This is a genomic window from Streptomyces sp. NPDC002640, assembly GCF_053592575.1.
Map to the genome: position 1 here is coordinate 1 of NZ_JBSFVZ010000012.1, position 23,860 is coordinate 23,860.

General features: G+C 72.2%; 20 protein-coding genes. 9 read left to right on the forward strand and 11 right to left on the reverse strand.

Going from position 1 to position 23,860, the window contains the following annotated elements; translation table 11 throughout:
• Positions 1-122 precede the first annotated feature (122 nt).
• Entirely contained in the window at positions 123-2,270 is a 2,148-nt protein-coding gene (gene glgX / locus ACWD3O_RS17395) for a glycogen debranching protein GlgX (protein WP_451416442.1), read from the reverse strand.
• Positions 2,267-2,794, reverse strand: coding sequence for a pep a2 (locus ACWD3O_RS17400; RefSeq protein ID WP_451414333.1), 528 nt, complete (start codon positions 2,792-2,794; stop codon positions 2,267-2,269). The genes glgX and ACWD3O_RS17400 overlap by 4 nt, the downstream gene beginning before the upstream one ends.
• A 251-nt stretch (positions 2,795-3,045) precedes the next feature.
• On the opposite strand from ACWD3O_RS17400, the gene ACWD3O_RS17405 reads away from it, so the two are divergent.
• Genes ACWD3O_RS17405 through glgB form a run of 5 tightly spaced genes read left to right on the forward strand, consistent with a single transcriptional unit; the run spans position 3,046 to position 10,891 of the window.
• Positions 3,046-3,366 (forward strand): DUF5133 domain-containing protein, encoded by a 321-nt coding sequence (locus ACWD3O_RS17405; RefSeq protein ID WP_451416443.1) that lies wholly within the window; start codon positions 3,046-3,048, stop codon positions 3,364-3,366.
• A 59-nt stretch (positions 3,367-3,425) separates the two neighbouring features.
• Positions 3,426-5,432, forward strand: a complete 2,007-nt coding sequence (locus tag ACWD3O_RS17410) for an alpha-1,4-glucan--maltose-1-phosphate maltosyltransferase (RefSeq protein WP_451416444.1) — start codon at positions 3,426-3,428, stop codon at positions 5,430-5,432.
• A complete protein-coding gene (gene treS, locus ACWD3O_RS17415; RefSeq protein WP_451416445.1) occupies positions 5,429-7,147 on the forward strand; it encodes a maltose alpha-D-glucosyltransferase in 1,719 nt (572 codons plus the stop codon). Before ACWD3O_RS17410 ends, treS begins: the two co-directional genes overlap by 4 nt.
• Positions 7,148-7,172: 25 nt before the next feature.
• Complete coding sequence (locus ACWD3O_RS17420) at positions 7,173-8,537, forward strand: maltokinase N-terminal cap-like domain-containing protein (RefSeq protein ID WP_451413522.1); 1,365 nt, start codon at positions 7,173-7,175, stop codon at positions 8,535-8,537.
• A gap of 8 nt (positions 8,538-8,545) precedes the next feature.
• Positions 8,546-10,891 carry a 1,4-alpha-glucan branching enzyme gene (gene glgB, locus ACWD3O_RS17425; protein WP_451416446.1) on the forward strand — a complete coding sequence of 782 codons (2,346 nt, stop codon included), beginning with the start codon at positions 8,546-8,548 and terminating at the stop codon, positions 10,889-10,891.
• A 99-nt stretch (positions 10,892-10,990) separates the two neighbouring features.
• On the opposite strand, the gene ACWD3O_RS17430 is transcribed toward glgB, so the two are convergent.
• A complete protein-coding gene (locus ACWD3O_RS17430; RefSeq protein WP_451416447.1) occupies positions 10,991-11,224 on the reverse strand; it encodes a DUF6480 family protein in 234 nt (77 codons plus the stop codon).
• Positions 11,225-11,430: 206 nt separating this feature from the next.
• Between ACWD3O_RS17430 and ACWD3O_RS17435 the strand changes: the two genes are divergently transcribed.
• Complete coding sequence (locus tag ACWD3O_RS17435; RefSeq protein WP_451416448.1) at positions 11,431-11,871, forward strand: ATP-binding protein; 441 nt, start codon at positions 11,431-11,433, stop codon at positions 11,869-11,871.
• A gap of 49 nt (positions 11,872-11,920) precedes the next feature.
• On the opposite strand, the gene ACWD3O_RS17440 is transcribed toward ACWD3O_RS17435, so the two are convergent.
• Genes ACWD3O_RS17440 through ACWD3O_RS17450 form a run of 3 tightly spaced genes read right to left on the reverse strand, consistent with a single transcriptional unit; the run spans position 11,921 to position 13,650 of the window.
• Positions 11,921-12,388: an ATP-binding protein gene (locus ACWD3O_RS17440; RefSeq protein WP_451416449.1), complete on the reverse strand. Its 468-nt coding sequence runs from the start codon at positions 12,386-12,388 to the stop codon at positions 11,921-11,923.
• A gap of 19 nt (positions 12,389-12,407) precedes the next feature.
• Entirely contained in the window at positions 12,408-12,788 is a 381-nt protein-coding gene (locus ACWD3O_RS17445) for a DUF5133 domain-containing protein (protein ID WP_451416450.1), read from the reverse strand.
• 4 nt (positions 12,789-12,792) lie between these two features.
• Positions 12,793-13,650, reverse strand: a complete 858-nt coding sequence (locus tag ACWD3O_RS17450; protein ID WP_451416451.1) for an RNA polymerase sigma factor SigF — start codon at positions 13,648-13,650, stop codon at positions 12,793-12,795.
• A gap of 466 nt (positions 13,651-14,116) precedes the next feature.
• On the opposite strand from ACWD3O_RS17450, the gene ACWD3O_RS17455 reads away from it, so the two are divergent.
• A complete protein-coding gene (locus ACWD3O_RS17455; protein ID WP_451413515.1) occupies positions 14,117-15,001 on the forward strand; it encodes an RNA polymerase sigma factor SigF in 885 nt (294 codons plus the stop codon).
• A 125-nt stretch (positions 15,002-15,126) separates the two neighbouring features.
• Positions 15,127-16,470, forward strand: a complete 1,344-nt coding sequence (locus ACWD3O_RS17460) for an MFS transporter (protein ID WP_451416452.1) — start codon at positions 15,127-15,129, stop codon at positions 16,468-16,470.
• A gap of 33 nt (positions 16,471-16,503) precedes the next feature.
• Here the strand turns inward: ACWD3O_RS17460 and ACWD3O_RS17465 are convergent, their stop codons facing one another.
• Positions 16,504-16,950, reverse strand: coding sequence for a cyclic nucleotide-binding domain-containing protein (locus tag ACWD3O_RS17465; RefSeq protein WP_451413513.1), 447 nt, complete (start codon positions 16,948-16,950; stop codon positions 16,504-16,506).
• A gap of 323 nt (positions 16,951-17,273) precedes the next feature.
• On the opposite strand from ACWD3O_RS17465, the gene ACWD3O_RS17470 reads away from it, so the two are divergent.
• On the forward strand, positions 17,274-17,705 hold the full coding sequence (locus ACWD3O_RS17470) for a hypothetical protein (RefSeq protein ID WP_451413512.1): 432 nt from the start codon (positions 17,274-17,276) through the stop codon (positions 17,703-17,705).
• A 111-nt stretch (positions 17,706-17,816) separates the two neighbouring features.
• Here ACWD3O_RS17470 and ACWD3O_RS17475 read toward each other — a convergent pair whose 3' ends face one another.
• From ACWD3O_RS17475 to ACWD3O_RS17490, 4 genes are all read right to left on the reverse strand, one after another.
• Positions 17,817-20,093, reverse strand: a complete 2,277-nt coding sequence (locus ACWD3O_RS17475) for an FUSC family protein (protein ID WP_451413511.1) — start codon at positions 20,091-20,093, stop codon at positions 17,817-17,819.
• Positions 20,090-21,466, reverse strand: a complete 1,377-nt coding sequence (locus tag ACWD3O_RS17480; protein ID WP_451413510.1) for an NAD(P)/FAD-dependent oxidoreductase — start codon at positions 21,464-21,466, stop codon at positions 20,090-20,092. The genes ACWD3O_RS17475 and ACWD3O_RS17480 overlap by 4 nt, the downstream gene beginning before the upstream one ends.
• Before the next feature lie 138 nt (positions 21,467-21,604).
• Positions 21,605-22,033 carry a DUF6098 family protein gene (locus ACWD3O_RS17485; RefSeq protein ID WP_451413529.1) on the reverse strand — a complete coding sequence of 143 codons (429 nt, stop codon included), beginning with the start codon at positions 22,031-22,033 and terminating at the stop codon, positions 21,605-21,607.
• A gap of 92 nt (positions 22,034-22,125) precedes the next feature.
• Positions 22,126-23,799, reverse strand: a complete 1,674-nt coding sequence (locus ACWD3O_RS17490) for an FAD-binding dehydrogenase (RefSeq protein WP_451413509.1) — start codon at positions 23,797-23,799, stop codon at positions 22,126-22,128.
• Positions 23,800-23,860: the final 61 nt, after the last annotated feature.

Sequence of the window (23,860 nt, forward strand, 5' to 3'; positions counted from 1 at the left end):
CCCGCCGCGGGGCCGCGGCCCCCCCCCCCCCCCCGGCCCCCGCCCCCCCCCCGGGGGGGGGGCGGCCCCCCCCCCCCCCGCCCCCCCCCCCCCCGCCTCCTCGTACTCCTCGTAGCGGACCGTCAGCCGGTGAGCGAGGGCCGGGACAGCACCACCAGGCTGCGGGACTCGACGATCAGCTCGGTGCCGGCCTTGTGCTCGGCCTCGTCGGGAACCCCCTGCGGGTCGGCCGTGTCGACCAGGGCCGTCCACCGTTCGCCGTAGGCGGCCGACGGGAGCCGGAAGGTCATCGGCTCCCAGTAGCTGTTGAGGAGCAGCAGGAAGGAGTCGTCCACCACCCTCTGCCCGTAGGAGTCCCGCTCCGCGATGGCGTCGCCGTTGAGGAAGACCCCGATGGCGTGGGCGTCGGAACGGTGCCAGTCCTCGTCGGCCATCTCGGTGGCGTCGGGCAGCAGCCATACCAGGTCGGGCAGCGGCTGCGCCTCGTCGACCGGCGTGTCGCCGCGGAAGAAGCGCCGGCGCCGCAGTACGGGGTGCTCGCGGCGCAGGGTGATCAGGCGGGCGGTGTAGTCGATGAGCTCGCGCTGTTCCTCGCCGAGCCCGCGCCAGTCGATCCAGGAGATCTCGTTGTCCTGGCAGTAGGCGTTGTTGTTGCCCTGCTGGGTGCGGCCCAGTTCGTCGCCGTGGCAGAGCATCGGGATGCCCTGGGAGAGCAGCAGGGTGGCCAGGAGGTTGCGCTGCTGCCGGGCCCGCAGCTCGAGGATCCCCTCGTCGTCGGTGGCGCCCTCGACGCCGCAGTTCCAGGAGCGGTTGTGGTTCTCGCCGTCCCGGTTGTCCTCGCCGTTGGCCTCGTTGTGCTTGTCGTTGTACGAGACCAGGTCGCGCAGGGTGAAGCCGTCGTGGGCGGTGACGAAGTTGATGCTGGCGCGGGGCCGGCGGCGGTCGCGTTCGTACAGGTCGGAGGAGCCGGTCAGCCGGGAGGCGAACTCGGCGAGGCTGTGGTCCTCGGCGCGCCAGAAGTCGCGGACCGCGTCGCGGTAGAGGCCGTTCCACTCGGACCACAGCGGCGGGAAGTTGCCCACCTGGTAGCCGCCGTCGCCGAGGTCCCAGGGCTCGGCGATCAGCTTCACGCGGCTGATCACCGGGTCCTGCTGGATCAGGTCGAAGAACGCCGACAGCCGGTCCACCTCGTGGAACTGGCGGGCCAGGGTGGCCGCCAGGTCGAAGCGGAAGCCGTCGACGTGCATCTCGGTCACCCAGTAGCGCAGCGAGTCCATGATGAGCTGCAGCACGTAGGGGTGGCGCATCAGCAGGCTGTTGCCGGTGCCGGTGGTGTCGTAGTAGTGCCCCCAGTCGCCGTCGACCAGGCGGTAGTAGGAGGCGTTGTCGATGCCGCGGAAGGAGAGGGTGGGACCCTTCTCGTTGCCCTCGGCGGTGTGGTTGTAGACCACGTCGAGGATGACCTCGAGGCCGGCCTCGTGGAGGGCCTTCACCATCGCCTTGAACTCGTTCACCTGTTCGCCGCGGGTGCCGCGGGCGGCGTACTCGTTGTGCGGGGCGAAGAAGCCGATCGTGTTGTAGCCCCAGTAGTTGGTCAGTCCCCTGCCGAGCAGCACGCCGTCCTGGACGAACTGGTGCACCGGCATCAGTTCGACGGCCGTCACCCCGAGCGAGGTCAGGTGCTCGACCACCGCGGGGTGGGCCAGGCCGGCGTAGGTGCCGCGCAGGCGGGCCGGGACCTTGGGGTGGGTGCGGGTGAGACCGCGGACGTGGGTCTCGTAGATCACGGAGTCCGCGTACGGCCGTCCGGGTGAGCGGTCGTCGCCCCAGTCGAAGTACGGGTCGGTGACCACGCCGAGCATGGTGTGGCCCGCGCTGTCGGCCGAGGAAGGGCCGCGGGGGGCGCGCTCGTAGAGCGAGGGGTGGTCGTCGGGCATGCCGTCCACGGCCCGGGCGTACGGGTCGAGCAGCACCTTCCGGGGGTTGCAGCGGTGTCCCATCGACGGGTCCCAGGGCCCGTGGACCCGGTACCCGTAGCGCTGGCCGGGGCCCACGCCGGGCAGGTAGCAGTGCCAGACGAAGCCGTCGACCTCGTGGAGGGTCACCGTGCGGTACGTCCCGTCGTCGTCGACCAGGACGAGGTCCACGCGCTCGGCCACCTCGCTGAAGAGCGCGAAGTTGGTGCCCTGCCCGTCGTAGGTCGCGCCCAGCGGGCTGGGGCGCCCGCTCCACACGGGCGCCCCTGCGCTCTCGGTCCTGCGCGCCGTCACCGCGACACCACGCTCTCGCGCACCGCGGCGGCCACCTCGAGCGGTGGCAGGGAGCCGGCCAGGGCCGGCACGCGTTCCGTGTCCCGCGGCAGGTCGAGGGCCTCGTCGACCAGCGGCTCGGGGCCCCTGGGCACCAGCGGGACACGTTCCCCGGAGCGGGCGCGCCGGGTGAACCAGATGATCCGGCCGGCGACCGTGTCGCAGCAGCCCCACCCGTCGCTGTGCGCGGCGATGTGGGTCAGGCAGGGACGCAGTTCGAGGTCGGGCCGGAGGTTGCGGTCGTTCTGGCCGACAGCGGTGATCAGGTGCTGGCCGTTCCACCACATCTCGATGGAGGTCTTCTTGTCGGTGGCGTGCTCGTCGATAGCGCGCAGCAGCACCTCGGCGCCGCGGCGGACGGGATCGACGAGGTTGTCCAGGCTCCAGAACCGGAGGTGGGCGGCCAGGATCCGGCCGACCTGGTCGACCCGTTGCGGACCGACCTCCACGTCGAGGTGGTAGTAGCAGGGCACTGCGGTCTTCATCGTCGTTGGCTCCTCACCGGCGAAGCTCCCCGCCTCCTCGTGCCACTTGGCGGACACGAGCCCCGAACACGAAGCGTGAGCGTTGTTCGCTTCTGAGTCACCTTCAGGGTGAGAGTCTTACGCCGTTCGTGCAACCCGAGACGACTCCTGCGGTCGTTGAACCCCCAACAAGACGCTGCGTGGTCACATGTGCACCATGGGTGACAAGCCTGCCCAGGAAACGTCCGAAGCATCGAGAGGGGGCCCGCCCCATGCTGCTCCCGGCCAAGGCCGAAGTGGCCCGGCACCTCAGCCGGTACCGGGCCTGGGAACGGGTGATGCTCGCATCCCCCGCCGACCCCACGGTGCGCGACCGCTTCGAGGACTCGGGCTACACCTTGTGCGCCCTGATGCAAAAGCGCTGTGCGCGCGAGGCGGCGGACGCCGCCGAGCGGTACCTGCGCTCCGGTCTCGTCTCCTACCTGCGCCAGGAACGGCGGAAGGCGCCGTCGCCGCTCGGCGGGCGGCGCTCCTCCGCCCGGCCGGGGCGGCGGGGGCCGCCGAACGGCCGCCGTTCGCCCGCGGGCCGGTAGGCACCGCCGGCCCCGCCCCGTTCCCCTCCCGGCATTCCGATCACGTCGAAGGCAGAACCATGAAGCGACCCCAGGCCATCGGCCGCATTCCCGTCCGCGACGTCCGTCCCGCGGTCGAGTGCGGCAGACGTCCCGCGAAGGCCGTCGTCGGCGAGACCTTCGAGGTCACGGCGACGGTTTTCCGTGAGGGCCATGACGCGGTCGGGGCCAATGTGGTGCTGAGGGATCCGGACGGGCGGCCGGGCCCGTGGACGCCGATGCGCGAGCAGGCCCCCGGGACCGACCGGTGGGGCGCCCTGGTGACGCCGCGTCGGACGGGTCTGTGGACGTACACCGTGGAGGCGTGGAGCGACCCGGTGTCCACCTGGCGGCGCAACGCGCGCATCAAGATCCCGGCCCGGATCGACGTGGGGCTGGTGCTGGAGGAGGGCGCCGAGCTGTTCGCGCGGGCCGCCCGCCGGGTCCCGAAGGGGCCGGGACGGGACGCGGTGCGGGCGGCGGCACGGGCGCTGGGCGACGACTCCCTCGACGTGGACGAGCGGTTCGCCGCCGCCTTCGACCCGGCGGCCGAGGAGGCGCTGGACCGGCACCCGCTGCGGGAACTGGTGTCCGCCTCGCGGCCGATGCCGTTGCTGGTGGAGCGGGAACGGGCCTTGTACGGGGCGTGGTACGAGTTCTTCCCCCGCTCGGAGGGCGCGGTGGTCCCGCAGGACGGTCCGCCGGTCAGCGGGACCTTCCGCACCGCGGCCGAGCGGCTGCCGGCCGTCGCCGCGATGGGTTTCGACGTCGTATACCTTCCGCCCATTCACCCGATCGGCCTCACCCACCGCAAGGGCCGCAACAACACGCTGACCGCCCACGAGGGGGACGTCGGCGTGCCCTGGGCCATCGGTTCCCCGGAGGGCGGGCACGACGCCGTCCACCCGGACCTCGGGACGCTGGACGACTTCGACGCGTTCGTGGCGAAGGCCGCCGAGCACGATCTGGAGATCGCGCTGGACTTCGCGCTCCAGTGCTCCCCCGACCACCCGTGGGTGGAGAAGCACCCGGACTGGTTCCACCACCGCCCCGACGGGTCCATCGCCTACGCGGAGAACCCGCCGAAGAAGTACCAGGACATCTACCCGATCGCCTTCGACCAGGACATGCCCGGCCTGGTCGAGGAGACCGTCCGCGTCCTGCGCTTCTGGATGGAGCACGGCGTCCGCGTCTTCCGCGTCGACAACCCGCACACCAAGCCGGTCGTCTTCTGGGAGAAGGTGATCGGCGAGATCAACGCCGCGGACCCGGACGTCATCTTCCTGGCCGAGGCCTTCACGCGCCCCGCCATGATGGAGACGCTGGCGCAGGTCGGCTTCCAGCAGTCCTACACGTACTTCACCTGGCGCAACTCCAAGCACGAGCTGACCGAGTACCTGACGGAGCTGAGCGGGGAGACGGCGCACTACCTGCGGCCCAACCTGTTCGTGAACACCCCGGACATCCTGCACGCCTACCTGCAGCACGGCGGCCGGCCGGCCTTCGAGGTCCGCGCGGTCCTGGCCGCCACCCTCTCCCCCACCTGGGGTGTCTACGCCGGCTTCGAGCTGTGCGAGAACACCCCGGTCCGCGAGGGCAGCGAGGAGTACCTGGACTCCGAGAAGTACCAGCTCCGCCCCCGCGACTGGGAGGCCGCCGAACGCGAGGGCCGCACCATCGCCCCGCTGGTCACCCGGCTGAACGAGATCCGCCGGCACCATCCGGCGCTGCAACGGCTGCGCAATCTCCGATTCCATCCCACCGACAACGACGCCGTGATCGCGTACAGCAAGCGCGAGGGCGACGACACCGTCCTGGTCGTCGCCAACCTGGACCCGCACCACGCCCAGGAGGCCACGGTCCGCGCGGACCTGGCCCGGCTCGGCGTCGACCCGCACGGGCCGGTGTCCCTCCGGGACGAGCTGACGGGCGAGACGTACCGCTGGAGCGGCGCCGACTACGTGCGCCTGGAGCCCGGCGTCCGGCCGGCCCACGTCTTCCACGTGGAGGGCGTCCACACCCAGGCCGGAGGGACCACGGCGCCATGACCGTCAACGACCCCGTTCCGGACACGTTCGAGGACACGCCGGCCCGCGACCGCGACCCCGAGTGGTTCAAGCGCGCCGTCTTCTACGAGGTACTGGTCCGCTCGTTCCAGGACTCCAACGGCGACGGCGTGGGAGACCTCAAGGGTCTGACCGCCAAGCTGGACTACCTGCAGTGGCTCGGCGTGGACTGCCTGTGGATCCCGCCGTTCTTCAAGTCGCCGCTGCGCGACGGCGGGTACGACGTCTCCGACTACACGGCGGTGCTGCCCGAGTTCGGCGACCTGGCGGACTTCGTGGAGTTCGTCGACGCCGCGCACCAGCGCGGCATGCGCGTGATCATCGACTTCGTCATGAACCACACCAGCGACCAGCACCCGTGGTTCCAGGAGTCCCGCAAGGACCCCGACGGCCCCTACGGCGACTACTACGTCTGGGCCGACGACGACAAGCAGTACCAGGACGCCCGGATCATCTTCGTCGACACCGAGACGTCCAACTGGACGTACGACCCGGTCCGGGGCCAGTACTACTGGCACCGGTTCTTCTCGCACCAGCCGGACCTCAACTACGAGAATCCGGCGGTGCAGGAGGAGATCCTGGCGGCCCTGCGCTTCTGGCTCGACCTCGGTGTGGACGGCTACCGCCTGGACGCCGTCCCCTACCTCTACGCGGAGGACGGCACCAACTGCGAGAACCTGCCGGCCACCCACCAGTTCCTCAAGCGGGTCCGCAAGGAGATCGACGCCCACTACCCGGACACGGTCCTGCTGGCCGAGGCCAACCAGTGGCCCGAGGACGTCGTCGACTACTTCGGCGACTTCACCGCCGGCGGCGACGAGTGCCACATGGCCTTCCACTTCCCGGTGATGCCGCGGATCTTCATGGCCGTCCGCCGCGAGTCCCGCTACCCCGTCTCGGAAATCCTCGCCAAGACGCCGGCGATCCCGAAGAACTGCCAGTGGGGCATCTTCCTGCGCAACCACGACGAGCTGACCCTGGAGATGGTCACCGACGAGGAACGCGACTACATGTACGCGGAGTACGCCAAGGACCCGCGCATGCGGGCCAACATCGGCATCCGCCGCCGCCTCGCGCCCCTCCTCGACAACGACCGCAACCAGATCGAGCTCTTCACCGCCCTGCTGCTCTCCCTGCCGGGATCGCCCGTCCTGTACTACGGCGACGAGATCGGCATGGGCGACAACATCTGGCTCGGCGACCGCGACGCCGTCCGCACCCCCATGCAGTGGACCCCCGACCGCAACGCCGGCTTCTCGGCCTGTGACCCGGGGCGGCTGTACCTGCCGACCATCATGGACCCGGTCTTCGGCTACCAGGTCACCAACGTCGAGGCCTCCATGGCCTCGCCGTCCTCCCTGCTGCACTGGACCCGCCGGATGATCGAGATCCGCAAGCAGAACCCGGCGTTCGGACTCGGCAGCTACACCGAACTCCCGTCCTCCAACCCCGCGGTGCTCGCCTTCCTGCGCGAGTACGAGGACGACACCGTCGTGTGCGTGCACAACTTCTCCCGCTTCGCCCAGCCCACCGAACTCGACCTGAGCGCCTTCGAGGGGCGTCACCCGGTCGAACTGTTCGGCGGAGTCCGCTTCCCGGCCATCGGCGAACTGCCGTACCTGCTCACCCTGGCAGGCCACGGCTTCTACTGGTTCCGGCTCGTCCGAGTCGCACCCCGCGCCAGCCGACGACTGTGAGCCTGAGCCCGCGAAAGGACACGCCATGACGAAGACAGCACCGCTCCGCACCGCCCTCCCGGTCGCCGCCGAGCCCATGGCCTCCCTCAAGGGGCTGTTGCTCGAATGGCTGCCCCAGCAGCGCTGGTTCGCGGGCAAGGACCGCCCCGTGGCGGACCTGAAGCTGCTGTCCATGACGGAACTGCACCCGGGCTGCCTGCACCTGCTGGTGCACGCCGAGCACACCGGTCTGCCCACTCCGGGCGGCTCCCCTCCGGGCGACTGCTACCAGCTGCTGCTGGGGGCCCGGCGGGAGCTTCCGCCGCGGCTCGCGGAGGCGTTCATCGGCCGGGCGGGCTCCGGCCCGCTGGCCGGCCTGGCCGTCTACGACGCACTGCGCGAGCCCCGTTCGGCGGCCCTGCTGCTCGACCGGCTGCGTCACCCGGGTACGACCGGGCCGCTCACCTTCGAGCGCGACCCCGGCGTCTGCCTGCCGGCCGGGCTGGCCCCGCGGCTGCTCGCGGCCGAGCAGTCCAACACCTCGCTGGTGTACGGCGACGCGTACATCCTCAAGGTGTTCCGCCGCATCCAGCCCGGCATCAACCCGGACTGGGAGGTGCCGTGGGCGCTGGCGCGGACGGGCTGCACCCGGGTCCCGGCGCCGACGGCCTGGTTCCGCACCTCGCAGCCGTTCGAGGCGACCCTGGGCGTGCTCCAGCCGTTCCTGCCGTCGGCGACGGACGGCTGGACGCTGGGCCTCAACGCGCTCGCGGCCGACAACGACTTCACCCGCGAGGCGCACGCCCTGGGCCGGGCCACCGCGGAGGTGCACCAGGCGCTGGCCGCCGCCTTCCCGAGCGGTCCGCCCGGCGCGGAGGCGGCGCCGCAGCGGGGCAGGCTGGCGCGGGAGATGAACGAGCGGCTGCACGCCACCGCCCGTGCCGTGCCCGACCTGCGGCCGTACGTGCCGGGGCTCTCCGCCGCGTTCGCCTCGCTGGAGGCGGACCGTCCGGCCCAGCGCATCCACGGCGACCTGCACCTGGGCCAGGTGCTGCGGGCCGGCAGCGAGTGGTTCGTGATCGACTTCGAGGGCGAGCCGTCCCGGCCGCTGGCCGAGCGCCGCGGCGTCCAGTCCCCGGTCCGGGACGTGGCGGGCATGCTCCGTTCCTTCGACTACGCGGCCCGCACCCGCCGGCCGTGGCACCCCGAGTGGGCCCGGCAGTGCCGTGACGCCTACTGCGCGGGCTACGCACGCGGCGCGGGGTGGGACCCCCGCGACGAGCCCGGCGTGCTCCGCGCCTACGAGACCGACCGGGCGGTGTACGAGGTCCTCTACGAGGCCCGGCACCGGCCCGACTGGCTCCCCGTTCCGATGGCAGCGATCCGGCGTCTCGCCGTTCTAGGAGGCTGAACCCGACCATGGCACTGCGTGAGACCGCTCCCCCCGAGCCGTCCGCCCCTCGCCCCGGCGCCGCCCCGGCCGGCACCGCCCCCGCCGAGGCCGGCCGGGGCGGTGCGGACGCGGCCGGCGCCGGACGGGCGCACGCCCGGGCCAGGCGCCGGGCCTCGGCGCCGGTGGTGCGCAGGCCCGTCGTCCCGGGGGCGTCGCCCGCGCCCCCGCTGGACGCGGGCGACCGTCACCGTCTGCTCTCCGGCTGCCATCACGACCCGCACGCCCTGCTCGGCGCCCACCCGGTGGCCGAGGGCGTCGTCTTCCGGGCCCTGCGGCCCGGGGCGCACGGGGTCAGCCTGGTCCTCGACGGCGGCCGGCACGTACCGCTGAACGACGAGGGCGACGGCCTGTTCGGCGGCCTGCTCGCGCTCGAGGCGGTCCCGGAGTACCGGCTGCACGTCGTCTACCCGGAGACCGAGGTCGAGACCGAGGACCCGTACCGCTTCCTGCCCGCGCTGGGCGAGCTCGACCTGCACCTGATCCGCGAGGGCCGCCACGAGCAGCTGTGGAAGGCCCTGGGCGCGGAGCCCATGGTCCACCAGGGCGTGACCGGCACCCGCTTCTCCGTCTGGGCGCCCAACGCCTCCGGCGTGCGGGTCGCGATGGAGTCGACGTTCTGGGACGGCACCGCCTTCCCCATGCGTTCCATGGGCGCGTCCGGCGTGTGGGAGCTGTTCCTGCCGGACGTCGGCGAGGGCACCCTCTACAAGTTCGAGATCGCCACCAGCTACGGCACGCGGCTGCTGAAGGCCGACCCGATGGCCCGCCGCACCGAGTGCCCCCCGGCCACCGCCTCCGTGGTGACCGCCTCGCACTACGAGTGGGCCGATCAGGAGTGGATGGCGCACCGGGGCGACCGGCCGGTGCACGAGGCGCCCTTCTCGGTGTACGAGGTGCACCTGGCGTCCTGGCGTCCCGGGCTCACCTACCGGCAGCTCGCGGAGCAGCTCCCGAAGTACGTCAAGGAGCTCGGCTTCACCCACGTCGAGCTGATGCCGGTCGCCGAGCACCCGTTCGCCCCCTCCTGGGGCTACCAGGTGACCGGTTTCTACGCCCCGACCGCGCGCCTCGGGTCCCCCGACGATTTCAAGTACCTGGTCGACAGCCTCCACCGGGCCGGCATCGGCGTGATCATGGACTGGGTGCCCGCCCACTTCCCGAAGGACGACTGGGCGCTGGCCCGGTTCGACGGCTTCCCCCTCTACGAGCCCGGCAACGAGATGCGGGCCGAGCACCCCGACTGGGGCACCTACGAGTTCGACTTCGGCCGCACCGAGGTGCGCAACTTCCTGGTCGCCAACGCCGTGTACTGGTGCGAGGAGTTCCACATCGACGGCCTGCGGGTCGACGCGGTGGCCTCGATGCTCTACCTGGACTACTCCCGCGAGGACGGGCAGTGGCAGCCGAACGAGCACGGCGGGCGGGAGGACTGGGCGGCGGTCCGCTTCCTGCAGGAGATGAACGCCACCGTGTACCGGCGCAACCCCGGTGTGGTGACGATCGCGGAGGAGTCCACCGCGTGGGAGGGCGTGACTCGGCCCACCGAGAGCGGCGGTCTGGGCTTCGGCCTGAAGTGGAACATGGGGTGGATGCACGACTCGCTGGAGTACATGAGCCACGAGCCGGTGCACCGCAAGTACCACCACCACGAGATGACCTTCTCGATGATCTACGCCTACAGCGAGAACTACGTGCTGCCGATCTCGCACGACGAGGTGGTGCACGGCAAGCGGGCGCTGGTCTCCAAGATGCCGGGCGACTGGTGGCAGCGCCGCGCCGACCACCGCGCCTACCTGGGCTTCATGTGGGCCCACCCCGGCAAGCAACTGCTGTTCATGGGGCAGGAGTTCGCGCAGGGCGACGAATGGCGGCTGCAGAACGGGCCGGAGTGGTGGCTGCTGGACGCGGCGTACGACGCCCGGGCCGACCACCAGGGCGTGCAGGACCTGGTGCGCGACCTGAACGCGCGGTACCTCGCGACGCCGGCGCTGTGGCAGCGGGACACCGACCCGGCCGGCTTCCGCTGGGTCGCCTGTGACAGCGCGGACGACAACCTGCTGGCGTTCCTGCGCTTCGGCCGGGACGGGGCCCCGCTGCTCTCGGTCAGCAACTTCTCCCCCGTGGTCCGCCACGACTACGCGCTGTGGGTCCCGGAGGAGGCGGGCACGGTCTGGCGGGAGACGCTGAACACGGACGACCTGCGGTACGGCGGAAGCGACGTCCGCAACGAGGGGCCGGTGCGCCGGCACGAGGACGGCTTCCTGCGGCTGACCGTCCCGCCGCTGGCCACCGTCTGGCTGAGCCCCGCCTGACCCGGGGTCCTCGCCCGGCCCTCGCCCGACCCGAGGCGCCCCCGGTGGGCGCGGCGCGATCGCGCCGCGCCCACCGGGGGCGCACGGTCGTCGTCCCGCTCAGTTCCACACGGTGACGGCGTAGCCGATCAGGCCGACCGCCACCAGCAGCACGAGCAGGAGGATCAGGGTGAGGGGCCCCTTGGCCCACCCCTTGGGCGGGTTGTGGGTCTCCTGGGGCCCGGCCTCCGGCATGCTGCTCTCCGCGGGCGGCGTCTCACCCGGCGGGACTCCCCCGCCGGGCTCCAGGCCGGAGGTACGGGACGGGTCCGGATCGGGATTCGAGTAGCTCATGCCAGCCGGGTTCCCCCGCCCGGCCGCCGGAACCGTTCGTTCCGCTCCCCGCGGGCGCCGTCTCCCCCACCACCCGTCCGGCCGTTCCCACGGGACCCATCCCACACCAGGGCGGGCGCGTAGCCTCTCCGCCTCCGGGAACAAGCAACGGAGGAAGACGAGAGACTGCGCGACAGCACCGCGCCCGACGGGCTGGGGAAGGCACCATGGCATCCGAGCCGCGCGGGGACGACGCGCTTGCCCACCACACCGAAGACGTACAGAGCCTGACCGCGGACTTCACCGGTGAACTGCCGGACGTCACGGAGGCCAGGCTCGCCGCCGAGGAGTTCCTCCGGGCCCTGTCCCGGCCGTGTCCTCCGACGGCGCCCGAGCACTGGGACGACATCCTGCTGGTGGTGACCGAGCTCGCCGCGAACGCGATCCAGTACGCACCCGGCCCCTTCGAACTGCGGATGCGCCGCACCTTCGACGGGGTGCACGTCGTCATGAGCGACACCAATCCCACACCGCCGTCACCCCGGCCCTTCCAGCCCAGTCGTGGCGGCGGGGGCATCGGCTGGCACCTGGTGCACACCCTGTCCGACCAGGTCAGCGTGGTGCGCCAGGACGACGGCAAGGACATCCACGTGTTCCTGCCCTGGTGAGGAGTTCGAAGGAGCGACCGCCCGGCCCGGTGAGGACGTCCCGGGCCGGTCAGTCCTCCCGGGCCGAGGTCAGCGGGACCAGCACGCTGACGGCCTTGCCCCCTTCCGGGAGCCGTTCCACGCGGACGTCGCGGGCGAGCCGGTGGATCAACGGCCACCCGTAGCCGCCCGGCGCGGTCCGCTCCAGGTGTTCCTCCCCCTCCGGGAAGCCTCCGGCCGCGGACATCGCCCTGGGAACGCGTTCACTGGCGTCGTGGACGAAGACCCGGACCCCCACGGCCTCGGGCCGCACCTCGAAACCGGTCAGGCCGCCTCCGTGCCGGAGCGCGTTGGAGACCAGCTCGGAGACGACCAGGCGCAGGTCGACGAGGGCGCCCTCGGGCGCCCTGCGGTACGGGGTCTCCCACTCGTCACGGACCACCGAGACCGCGTAGGCGCGGGCCGCCGAGGCGCTCGCCACGGCGGCCCGCGGCCGCTCACGTACGGGCTGGGCGCCGGTACCCCGGTCGCCCTTCACCGGACCGTACCCCGGCCGGTCATGAGGCCACGGGTTCGCCGCCCTCGGCGACCACCCTTCGGCCGGCCCCGCGGATCCGGCCCTCCGCCATCCGCCCGTCCTGGGGCAGGCCCGCCTTGGGGAGCGTGCCCGCCGCCAGGGGGCCGCCCGGCAGGTGGTGGCCGCCCGCGGGGACTCCCGCCACGGCCGCGCCGGCGGGCAGGGCCGCGCCGGTGAGCATCCGCCGGGCCACGGCCAGCGCGGCGCGGACGTCCCGGGTCCCGGTGGAGACACAGAGGGTGTACGCCAGGTCCTCGGAACGCCTGCCGGCGCGCGGGCCGCCCCGCTCGGCCTCCTCGGCGAGCAGGGCGTGGTACTCGTCGACGAGTTTGCGCAGGGTGGCGGGGTGGGGCGTCAGCATGGACCTACTCCTTCGCGAAGGCGGTTCGCATGCCCTGGCCGAGGGCTTCCTCCCGTACCCGTGCACAACTGCGGCTGATGAGCCGCGAGACGTGCATCTGGGAGATGCCCAGCCGGTCAGCGATCCGGTTCTGTGTCATGTCCTCGAAGAACCGCATGTAGAGGATGGCCCGCTCCCGCTCGGGGAGCCGGCGCAGGCCCTCCTTCGCCGCCTCCCGGTCGACCACCACGTCGTACGCGGAGTCCGACGCGCCGAGGGTGTCGGCGAGGCTGTAGCCGTCGTCGTCCGAGGAGAGCTCGGCGTCCAGCGAGAGGGTGCTGAAGCTCTCCAGCGCCTCCATGCCGGTGGCGACCTCTTCCTCGGTGAGTCCGGTGTACTCCGCGATCCGGGAGGTACTCGGCTCCGGGCTGCCGGGGCTCTGGGTGAGCTCACGGCGGGCCACCCGGACCTTGTTGCGGAGTTCCTGCACCCGGCGCGGGACCCGCAGGGCCCACATCCGGTCGCGGAAGTGACGCTTGATCTCCCCGGTGATGGTGGGGACGGCGTAGCTTTCGAATGCGCCACGGGAGGGGTCGAACCGGTCGATGGCCTTGACCAGTCCGAGGGCGGCCACCTGCCGCAGGTCCTCGACCGACTCACCGCGGTCGCGGAAGCGACTGGCGATACGGTGGGCCATCGGCAGCCAGGCCTCGGTCAGCTCCTCACGCACCGCGTCGCGTTCCGGCCCGTCCCCGAGTCCGGCGAGCCTGGCGAAGGCCGCCGCGGTGTCCGGGGCGTCGTCGTGGGTCCGGCGCCCACCGGATGTCCGGTGCGTTGTGTTTTGTCCGTTTACGGAGCGACTTGTCGACATATCGATGACCATGCGATTGAGCTCCTGAGCAGTGGGGGGTCAGGGAACTGCCGCGGAAACGCTGCCCACGGTCGCCGGGAGGTTTCGGGTGCCGGGCGGTCGCGCCGACCTGCGGCGCGCTTATCCGGTCCGAAGCACGAAACCCCACCTGCCCCAGGGGTCGGACGGCAAACGCCTCGATCTCCAATATTGTGACTGGCGTCACGCAACCCCGCACGCGGGCGGCTCACGCGCGGCGCGGCCGCGCCGCGCCCGCGGGGTCACTTCTGGCGAAAGCCCTGGTCAGGCCATGATGAGATCTGCTTCACAGAAAAGTTTTCGTTCAGGTGGAGTACGACGCACAACCCGGGGCAAGCGAGCCATGTCACCGAGCAGCAGGGTGGCACGCAGCTACGAGGACGGATACTCCGTGTACGAGGTTCTCTTCACGGACCTGGACGGAGTGTTCGATGACTGCAGACGAACAGAGAGGAACAGCATGGCAGCCGTGACCGCGGGAGAGGCAACGACCACGGCGCAGTGGGAGGTCCGGACCGAGGAGACGACCGCGGGGCTCCCGTACATCGAGGACCCCTCCGCAGTGGCCCCCCGGGACGCCCGGGAACTGTCGCGCGAGTTCCTGAGCCGCCTCGCCGTGCTGGAAGAGGGCACGCCGGAGTACCAGTACGCGCGGAACACGCTCATCGAGATGAACCTGTCGCTCGTTCGCTACGCCGCGTCCCGCTTCCGCGGCCGCGACGACTCGATGGAGGACATCGTCCAGGTCGGCACCATCGGCCTGATCAAGGCGATCGACCGGTTCGAACTGACCCGCGAGGTCGAGTTCACCTCCTTCGCGGTGCCGTACATCGTGGGCGAGATCAAGCGTTTCTTCCGTGACACCAGCTGGGCCGTCCACGTCCCGCGCCGTCTCCAGGAGGCGCGCGTGGAGCTGGCCCGGGCCACCGAGGAACTGCGCAGCCGGCTGGGCCGGACGCCGACCACCCGGGAGCTCTCCGAGCTCATGTCGCTGCCGGAGTCGGAGGTGGTGGAGGCCCAGAAGGCGTCCAACTGCTACACCTCCTCCTCCCTGGACGCGGCGCTCACCCGGGACGGCGGCAACGACGGCGAGGCCGTGCTGGCCGACTTCATCGGCGCCGAGGACGCGTCGCTGGAGCTGGTCGAGGACTTCCACTCGCTGGCCCCGCTCATCGCCGAGCTGGACGAGCGTGACCGCCAGATCATCCACATGCGCTTCGTCGAGGAGCGCACCCAGGCGCAGATCGGCGAGGAGCTGGGCATCTCCCAGATGCACGTCTCCCGCCTGCTGAGCCGCATCATCAAGAAGCTCCGCAAGGGTCTGCTGGACCCGTCGGTGGCCTGAGCCGCCGCTGCCCGTCCTCTCTCCTCCCTCGTGCGCGAACCGGTGCCCGCACCGGTCCGGGCATGAGGGAGGATGTTTTTCGTACAGATAGTTGTATGGAGCATCGAGAGAGCGCGCGGTAGTACGTGGACACGAACAGTCGGAGCAGCGTCGAGGATCGCGACGGCGGGGACGACACCACGCGGGCGGCCGCGGACGGGCAGGGAACGAGCCCGTCCGCGGCCGCCCCGCGTCGTGGCTGGCGCCGGTTCGCCATGGACACCCGTCCGCTGCGGCGGCCCGCATACCGGAGGCTGTGGTCCTCCACCGTCGTGACCGCGGTGGGCAGTCAGCTCACGGCGGTTGCGGTCCCCAAGCAGATCTACGACATCACCGGGTCGTCGGCGTGGGTCGGCTACGCCAGCCTCGCGGGCCTGGTGCCGATGGTGGTCTTCGCGCTGTGGGGCGGCGCGGTGGCCGACACCGTGGACCGCCGGAAGCTGCTCCTGGTGACCAACATCGGCATCGCGGTGACCTCGGTGCTCTTCTGGGTCCAGGCTGCGGCCGGGCTGGAGTCGGTCGCGGTGCTGATGGTGCTGCTCGCGCTGCAGCAGGCGTTCTTCGGCCTCAACTCCCCGGCCCGGACGGCGTCGATCGCGCGGCTGGTGCCCGCGGACGAGCTGCCCGCCGCGAACGCGCTGGGCTCCACCGTGATGCAGACCGGCCTGGTGGCCGGGCCGCTGCTGGCCGGTGCGCTGATACCCGTCGTCGGGCTGCCCGAGCTCTACCTGATCGACGCGCTGGCCCTGTGCGCCACCGTGTGGGCCGTCTGGCGGCTCCCCGCGCTGCCGCCGCTGGACACCGGCCGCGCGCCCCGGCGGGCCGGGCTGCGGGAGGTCCTGGACGGCTTCCGGTACATCGGCATGCAGCAGGTGCTGCTGCTGTCCTTCCTCGCGGACATCATCGCCATGGTGTTCGGCATGCCCCGGGCGCTCTTCCCGCAGATGGCGGAGGAGACCTTCGGCTCCTACGGTTCGGAGTTCGCGCTGGGCCTGCTCTTCGCCGCCATCCCGGTGGGCGCGGTGATCGGCGGGCTGTTCTCCGGCGCGTTCTCGCGGGCTCGGCGGCACGGCTGGATGGTGATCGGCTCGGTCGTCGGCTGGGGCCTCGCCGTCATCGGCTTCGGACTCACCGGGAACCTGTGGGTGGCCGTGGCCTGCCTGGCGGCGGGCGGGGTGGCCGACATGGTCTCCATGGTGTTCCGGGGGGCGATCCTGCTGTCCGCCGCGACGGACGACATGCGGGGGCGGATGCAGGGGGTCTTCACGGTGGTGGTCGCGGGCGGTCCGCGGCTGGCCGACGTCCTGCACGGGACGGCGGCCGCGGCGGTGGGGACGCGGTGGGCGGTCGTGGGCGGCGGAGTCCTGGTCGTCGTGCTGACCCTCGTCCTCGCCTTCGCCACCCCGTCGCTCCGCCGCTACCGCGTCTGACCACCGCCACCGCGCGGGCGCGACTGCGGCGGGTCAGTGGCGGGCGTGCTGGAAGGACTCGAGGAGCTGGACCCGGGTGGATTCGAGGCGGTAGGCGAGGATCTCGGCGACGATCCGCATGAGGGAGAGCCCGAGCCCGGGGTCCTCCTCGGCGAGGTCCAGCACGGGCGACGCCTCGAACTCGTAGGCCCGCACCGGGCTGAAGGCCACCGCGCCGAAGTCCCACTCGTGGGGCGGGAAGAGCCAGGACCACCCCAGCAGGTCCCCCGAGCCGAGGCTCGCGACCGTCACCCGCCGCAACTGCGTGACCTGCTGGTACAGGTCCACCCGGCCGGAGCGGACCACCCAGAAGCGGTCGGCCGGCCCGCCCTCGTCGAAGATCGGCGCGTCCTCGGGGAACGACACCTCGCGCGCCAGCGTCATCAGCCGTTCCCGGCGGTCCGGAGTCAGCGCGGTCAGCAGTTTGATCGGCTTGGTCATCGCAGCGCTCCTCGCCGGCCGGGCGGACAACGGACACCCTCCCCCCATTGTCAGCGGGTCCCCACGACCGGAGCACTTCGAACGGGTGAAGGATCGGCAAAGCCGTGGACGCCCGGGAGAAGGGCGCGGAAAGACCGGGGAGGGGCGGGCAAGGGCCGGGAGCGGCGCACGAAAAGACCCCGACCGGACGGGGGAGACCGGTCGGGGCCGCACAGGGTACGACGACTGAGCGCCGTGTACATGAAGTTTAAACCATCCCCACCCCTTCGGACGAATCGGCCGCCGACATGTGATCGACGTCCCACTCGGGGAACACGGAGCCGATGAGCGAACCGCACCTGCCGGACGGCGAACCGGTCGAGCTCTACCTCGACCTTCTGCGCCTCCGCCTGAGTCCAGAGGAATACGACCTCCTGCTCCGTCTGGTCCGGCCCGCCCTGCGGGCGCTCGGTGAAGATCTCGACCTCGCCGACATGGAACCCGACGGCGACTGCGTGGACGCGGGTCCGGTCCCGCAGGAGATCCGCGACGAGGCAGCCCTGGTGATCGCCGCCGCGGTCACCGGCCGTCTCGACAACGTCCTGATCGAACTCGACTACGAGGACACCGGTCCCATCCGGGTCGTCACCGACGCGGCGAGCGCCGCCGACCCCGACCGGCGCCGTGAGATCGCCGACTCCCTGCTGCGCCGCCGCCGCGAGGACGAGGAGCTGCGCGGCATCGCCGAGGCGAGCGACCTGCCCACGGACTTCTGACCGCTCCCCTCCCCCACCGGGCCCCGGCTCCGCCGGGGCCCTCTCCCATGCCCGCCGCCACTCCATGCCCGCCGCCCCCTCAGGCCCGCTGCCTCTCAAGCCCGCTGCCCGTCAGGCCCGCTGCCGCGCGGTCGAGCGCAGCGGCACCTCCAGGGGCCGTGCGAGGCCGGTGACGGCGTCGTCGAGGCGGCCGAGGTGTCCCAGGACCCGGTCGGTGACGCGCCCGTACCGGGGCGCGGCGGGCGTGCCCGGCTCCAGCAGCGAGGCGATGCTGGAGCCGGTCTCCAGCTCTCCGGCGTCCTTGCGGCCCTCGACGTGCGCCGCGACGGTCTCGATGTTTCGCACGATCCGCTCGCCGGCGCCGGCCAGCCGGGGGTCGGCGGCGATCGCCGTCTGGCTGGGCAGCAGTTCGGCCGTCGCGGCCAGCGACCTCGCGTGGTAGGCGCAGGTCTCCAGCTGGGCCACCACGTACCGCGCGGTGTCGCGCCGGGTGCGCATGGGGGTGATCGGGTGGGTCAGCGGCTGGGTGGAGGACCGCAGCTCGCCCAGTGCCTCGTCGAGTTCCCGCGCCTGGTCCAGGAGGTCCGCCGGGGGGCCGCCGCTGAGCTGCTCGGCCGCGGAGCGGGTGACGTCGGCGAGCCGCTCCAGCACCGTCACCAGCAGTTCGTCCGTGCGGTGCGCGGTGCGCACCGGCAGGATCAGCACCGCGGCGGCCAGCCCGCAGGCGGCACCCAGCGCGGTCTCCCCCAGGCGCAGCACCAGCACGTCGAGGCTGTAGGTGTTCAGCAGGGTGTAGAGCAGCCCGAGGGTCGCCGTGACGAAGAACGACATCAGGGTGTACGACAGGCGGGCCAGGTAGTGGGTGAGGAAGACGAGCACCAGCACGAGGGCGAAGGCGAGTCCCACCCGCTGTCCCACCAGGCCGGCCAGCACGATGCCCGCCACCACGCCGAGCAGGGTGCCCAGCAGGCGGCGGTAGGCCTTCACCAGGATCTCGCCGGTGGAGCTGGTGTTGACGAAGACGATCCAGCAGGCGAGCACGGCCCAGTACCAGCGTTCCCGGGACAGCAGTTCGCCGCCCGCGATGGCGAGGACGGAGCCGACGGTGACCTGGACGGCGCTGCGCGTGGTGGGGCGTTCCAGGCCCGCGGGTTCCTCGGTCCGCGCGTCCTCGACGGTCTCGGCCACCGCGATGGCGGCGTCCTCGGCCTCGATCTCCTCACGGGAGCGGGCCGTCTCGGGGCTGTCGTCGGAGTCGTCGGGGCCGCCGCCGAGGGCGATCCGCAGGCCGAGCACGGCGCGGGCGGCCTCGCCGACGCCGCGGAAGACGTCACGGACGGCGGCGGACGCCTGCGCGGGCAGCTTGTCGTCGTCGCGGTAGCCGAGCAGGCGGTTGCGGAGCTGCGCCAGCCCGGTGCCCCGGTGTTCGTCGGCGGAGCGCAGCACCAGGGTGCGCAGGGCGCCGAGGTCGCGGTGGAGGGCCGCGACGGCACGGTCCCGTACGGGCTGCAGGCCGCTCTCGGGGAGGGCGGCGCCGGGCAGGTGGAGGGTGAGGGTGTCGGCGTGTTCGGTGGCGCGGGCGGTGCGGGCGGTGAGGATCAGCAGGCCGAGGCGTTCGGCGGCGATCTCGGCGTCGGCGATGCGCCGCTGCACCAGGGAGGCGGCCCGGTCGTCGGGGGTGCCCTCGGTGAGCCGGGCCTGGATCATCATGGCCGTCTCGTGGAGCCGCGCGGTGCGGGAGCGAAGCTGGTCGAGGGCCTTGTCGACCTGGTCCGGGCCGGCGTCGAGCAGGTCGATCTGGGCGCTCACCAGTTGCGCGAAGCGGGCCCGGAAGGCGGCGCGGAGCCGCCCCAGCACCTGCTCGGGGCTGGCCTGGACGACGCCGAAGCGGATCACCGCGCTGCAGGCGAAGCCCGCGCCGACCGGCCAGTAGAGGCCGAGCAGCCCGTCGGTGCCGACGCCCAGGAACTGGGAGAGGAAGTACGACTGGAAGGCGATCATCCCGAGCGCGAAGCCCCGGTCGCCGAAGCGGCGGCAGTAGACGGCGCCGAAGATGAGCAGCACGAAGACGGCGACGCCGACGAAGGTCCCGCTGAGCAGGGTGCCCAGGGTCAGGGAGGTCCAGGCGACGGGCAGGCCTGCCGCGAGGCTGAGGGCCTGCCCGCGCCGTTCCTTCTCCCGCACCGCGAAGGTGGCCACCATCGCCGCCATCGCCCCGGCGACGAGCTGTTCGATCCGCGCGCCGACCACGGCCACGACGCCCAGGGTGAGGGCGAGCGAACTGACGGTGCGCAGTCCGGCGGTCAGCCGGAGCAGCCCCGGGTCGGACGCGGCGACCCGGTCGCGGAAGGCCGCCCAGCCCGATCGCGCCCGTGCCGCCGCCCTCACGCCTCGCGCAGCTTGTGCCGTTCGACGCGCTCCCGGATCTGCTCGGGCGTGAGGTAGGCGTCGGTGTACTCGAAGTCCTTCAGGGTGGCGGGCTTGCGCGCCTGGAAGCCGGTGCGGACGAAGTCGTCGCCGGCCACCGCGTTGAGCGCCCAGTTGGTCGCCACGCGGGCCTTGGCGACGCCGGTGCGCAGCGCCGACCAGTGGTAGCCGCGGGCCACCGCGAGGGCGGGCAGGCCCTTGAGCTCCACGCCCAGCGGCTTGGAAACGGCGTCCAGGCCGCCGAGGTCGACGACGAGGCCGAGGTCCTTGTGGACGTAGGGCCGCATCGGCTGCCTGCGGACCTTGGCGATCACGTTGTCGGCGACGACCTTGCCCTGGCGCATGGCGTGCTGCGCTGTGGGCGGGCAGACGGCGCCCTCCTCGCCCTTGGCGAGGTCCGGCACCGCGGCGGCGTCGCCCAGGGCGAAGACGTCGGGGCAGCCGGGGACGGTCATCTCCGGGTCGACGACCAGCCGGCCGCGGGAGGTCTCGCAGCCGAGGGTGGACATCAGGGGGCTGGCGGCGACGCCCGCCGTCCAGATCAGGGTGTGGCTGGGCACCACGCGGCCGTCGGTGAAGGTGACCTCGGTGGGCGCCACCTTGGCGACGGAGACGCCGAGGGAGACCTCGATGCCGCGCCTGCGCAGGATGCCGAGGGCGGTCTCGCCGAGCTTCTCGCCGAGCTCGGGCATCAGCCGCGGGGCGATGTCGATGAGGTGCCACTTGATCAGCCCGGGGTCCAGCCTCGGGTAGCGCTTGACCGCGTTGTGGGTCAGCCGCTGCAGGCAGGCCGCGGTCTCGGTGCCGGCGTAGCCGCCGCCGACCACCACGAACTGCAGCCGGGCGGCGCGTTCGGCGGGGTCCTGGCTGGCGTCGGCGAGGTCGAGCTGCTGGATGACGTGGTCGCGGACGTACGCGGCCTCGGCGAGCGTCTTCATGCCCCTGGCGTGCTCGGTGAGGCCGGGGATGTCGAAGGTGCGGGTGACGCTGCCGGGGGTCAGCACCAGGATGTCGTAGGGCTCGTCGATCAGCTCGTCGGTGACGGTGCGGATGACGCAGACCTTCGCCTTGCTGTCGACGCCGATGGCGCCGCCCGGGATGATCCGGGTGCGGTAACGGCTGCTGCGCCGCAGTGAGACCGCGATGGACTGGGGGGTGAGCACGCCGGAGGCCACCTGGGGAAGCAGCGGCAGGTAGAGCTGGTAGGAGAACGGGGCCACCAGGGTCACGTCCGCCTCGTCCGGCCCGAGTTTCCTCTCGAGGCGGCGGACGCACTCCACTCCCGCGAAGCCCGCGCCCACCACCAGGATCCTGGGTCGTGTCACGATGGCCACCTTTCTGCGGCTCCTGGGTCGGCTGATCGGTCGTGTGCTTGGAACGGAACACGGTCCGAATGCCCCCGAAGGACCCTTTGATCCCACCCCGTTCCGAGGTCTTTCGCCACTCGGGCAGCTCTTCGGGGTTCCGTGGGCTCAGCGACCGCGTTTCAGCGGGCCCCATTCCTCGCGGTGGCGGGCCACCTCGGCGCGGGATGCCTCGATCACCTCGTCGCCCACCCAGCAGAGCGGCTCGACGTCGACGACCAGCGGCTCGTTGTCGGGGCCGCGGCCCGCCTCGACGCCCTTGAGCACCCAGGGGCGCACCTGCGGCCCCTTCTCGCGGGGCAGGTGTTCGTAGTCGTACACGCGCCGGGCCGCCCACAGGTGGAGCGGGCGGTCCTCCCACCACTTCTCGACGTCCAGCGGGTTGGCGGAGAGTCCCGGCATGGCGATGCCCGTCAGTTCGTCGCGGCTGGACACCCTGGCCAGGTCGACGCCCGGCCCCCTGGACCAGCGGAGGTAGAGCCCGTGGTGCCGCTCCAGGAGACTCGCGAGCTCCTCGATGGTGTGCAGCACGGGCATGCCGTCCCGCTCGGCGGATTCCACGCGCGATCACCTCCCGTAGAGGACCGGGGTACCCGGCGACGGCACGCGGAATCCCTCCTTCGGGCAGGTCAGGACACGGCGCGGCCCGCCGCGCGGCCGGCGGCGCGGCCGGAGAACAGGCAGCCGCCGAGGAACGTGCCCTCCAGCGCGTTGTAGCCGTGGACGCCGCCTCCGCCGAAGCCGGCCACCTCGCCGGCCGCGTACAGGCCCTCGATCGGGGAGCCGTCGGGGCCGAGCGCGCGGGAGTCCAGGTCGGTCTGGATGCCGCCGAGGGTCTTGCGGGTGAGGATGTGCAGCTTGACGGCGATCAGCGGGCCGGCCTCCGGGTCGAGGAGGCGGTGCGGGGCCGCCACCCGGCCGAGCCGGTCGCCGAGGTAGCGGCGGGCGTTGTGGATGCCCTGGATCTGGGCGTCCTTGGCGTACGGGTTGGCGAGCTGCCGGTCGCGCTCCTCGATCTGCCGGCGCACCTCGGCCGGGTCGAGCAGCGGCTCGTCGGTGAGGGCGTTCATCTTCTCGACGAGTTCCTCGACGGTCGTGGCGACCACGAAGTCGGCGCCGTGCCGTTTGAACGCGTCGACCGGGGCGGGGGCGCCCTTGCCGAGGACGCGCTCCTTGAGGAAGGCCTTGCGGTCCTTGGCGGTGATGTCGGGGTTCTGCTCGGAGCCGGAGAGCGCGAACTCCTTCTCGATGATCTTCTGGGTGAGGACGAACCAGGAGTGGCCGTGCTCCGCGAGGCCCTCGGCGGTGCGCAGGTGCCGGAGGGTGCCCAGGGTGTCGTAGCCGGGCAGGTAGGGGGCGGGGAGGCGGCGGCCGAGCGCGTCGAGCCACAGGGAGGAGGGGCCGGGCAGGATGCGGATGCCGTGGCCCGCCCATATCGGGTCCCAGTTGCGCACGCCCTCGGTGTAGTGCCACATGCGGTCGCGGTTGACCAGCCGGACCCCGGCCGCCTCGCCGATCTCCAGCATCCGCCCGTCGACGTAGGCGGGGACACCGGTGACCATGCCGGCCGGGGCGGTGCCGAGCCGCTCGGGCCAGTAGCGGCGGACGATGTCGTGGTTGGCGCCGATGCCGCCGGTGGTGACCACCACGGCCTGGGCGGTCAGGTCGAACGCGCCGACGGCGTCGCGGTTGGAGGCGACGCCGCGCGGGGTGTCGTCCTCGGCCAGCAGGGTGCCGCGCACGCCGCGCACCGCGCCCTGTTCCACGACCAGTTCGTCGACGCGGTGACGGTGGCGGAAGGTCAGCAGGCCGTCCTGGAAGGCCTGCTGGGCGTACTTCACGAAGGGCGCGACCACGCCGGTTCCGGTCCCCCAGGCGACGTGGAAGCGGGGCACGGAGTTGCCGTGCCCGCCGGCGCGCAGGTCGCCGCGCTCGGCCCAGCCGACGGTGGGCAGGAAGGTGATGCCGTGGCCGTCCAGCCAGGAGCGCTTCTCCCCCGCCGCCCACTCCACGTAGGCGCGGGCCCAGCGGACCGCCCAGGAGTCCTCGTCGTCGGTGCGGTCGAAGGCGGCGCTGCCCTGCCAGTCGCTCCAGGCCAGTTCGAAGGAGTCCTTGACGCGCATCCGCCGCTGCTCCGGGGAGTCGACCAGGAAGAGCCCGCCGAAGGACCAGTACGCCTGGCCGCCGAGGTCGGCCGGACCCTCCTGGTCCAGCAGGAGCACCTTGCGCCCCTGGCGGGTGATCTCGTGGGCCGCTGCCAGCCCCGCCAGGCCGGCTCCGACGACGATGACGTCCGCGTCCATGACGGTGTCCCCATTTCTCGACTTTCTCGGCTTTTCTCGGCTTTTCTCGGGTTCTCGCGGG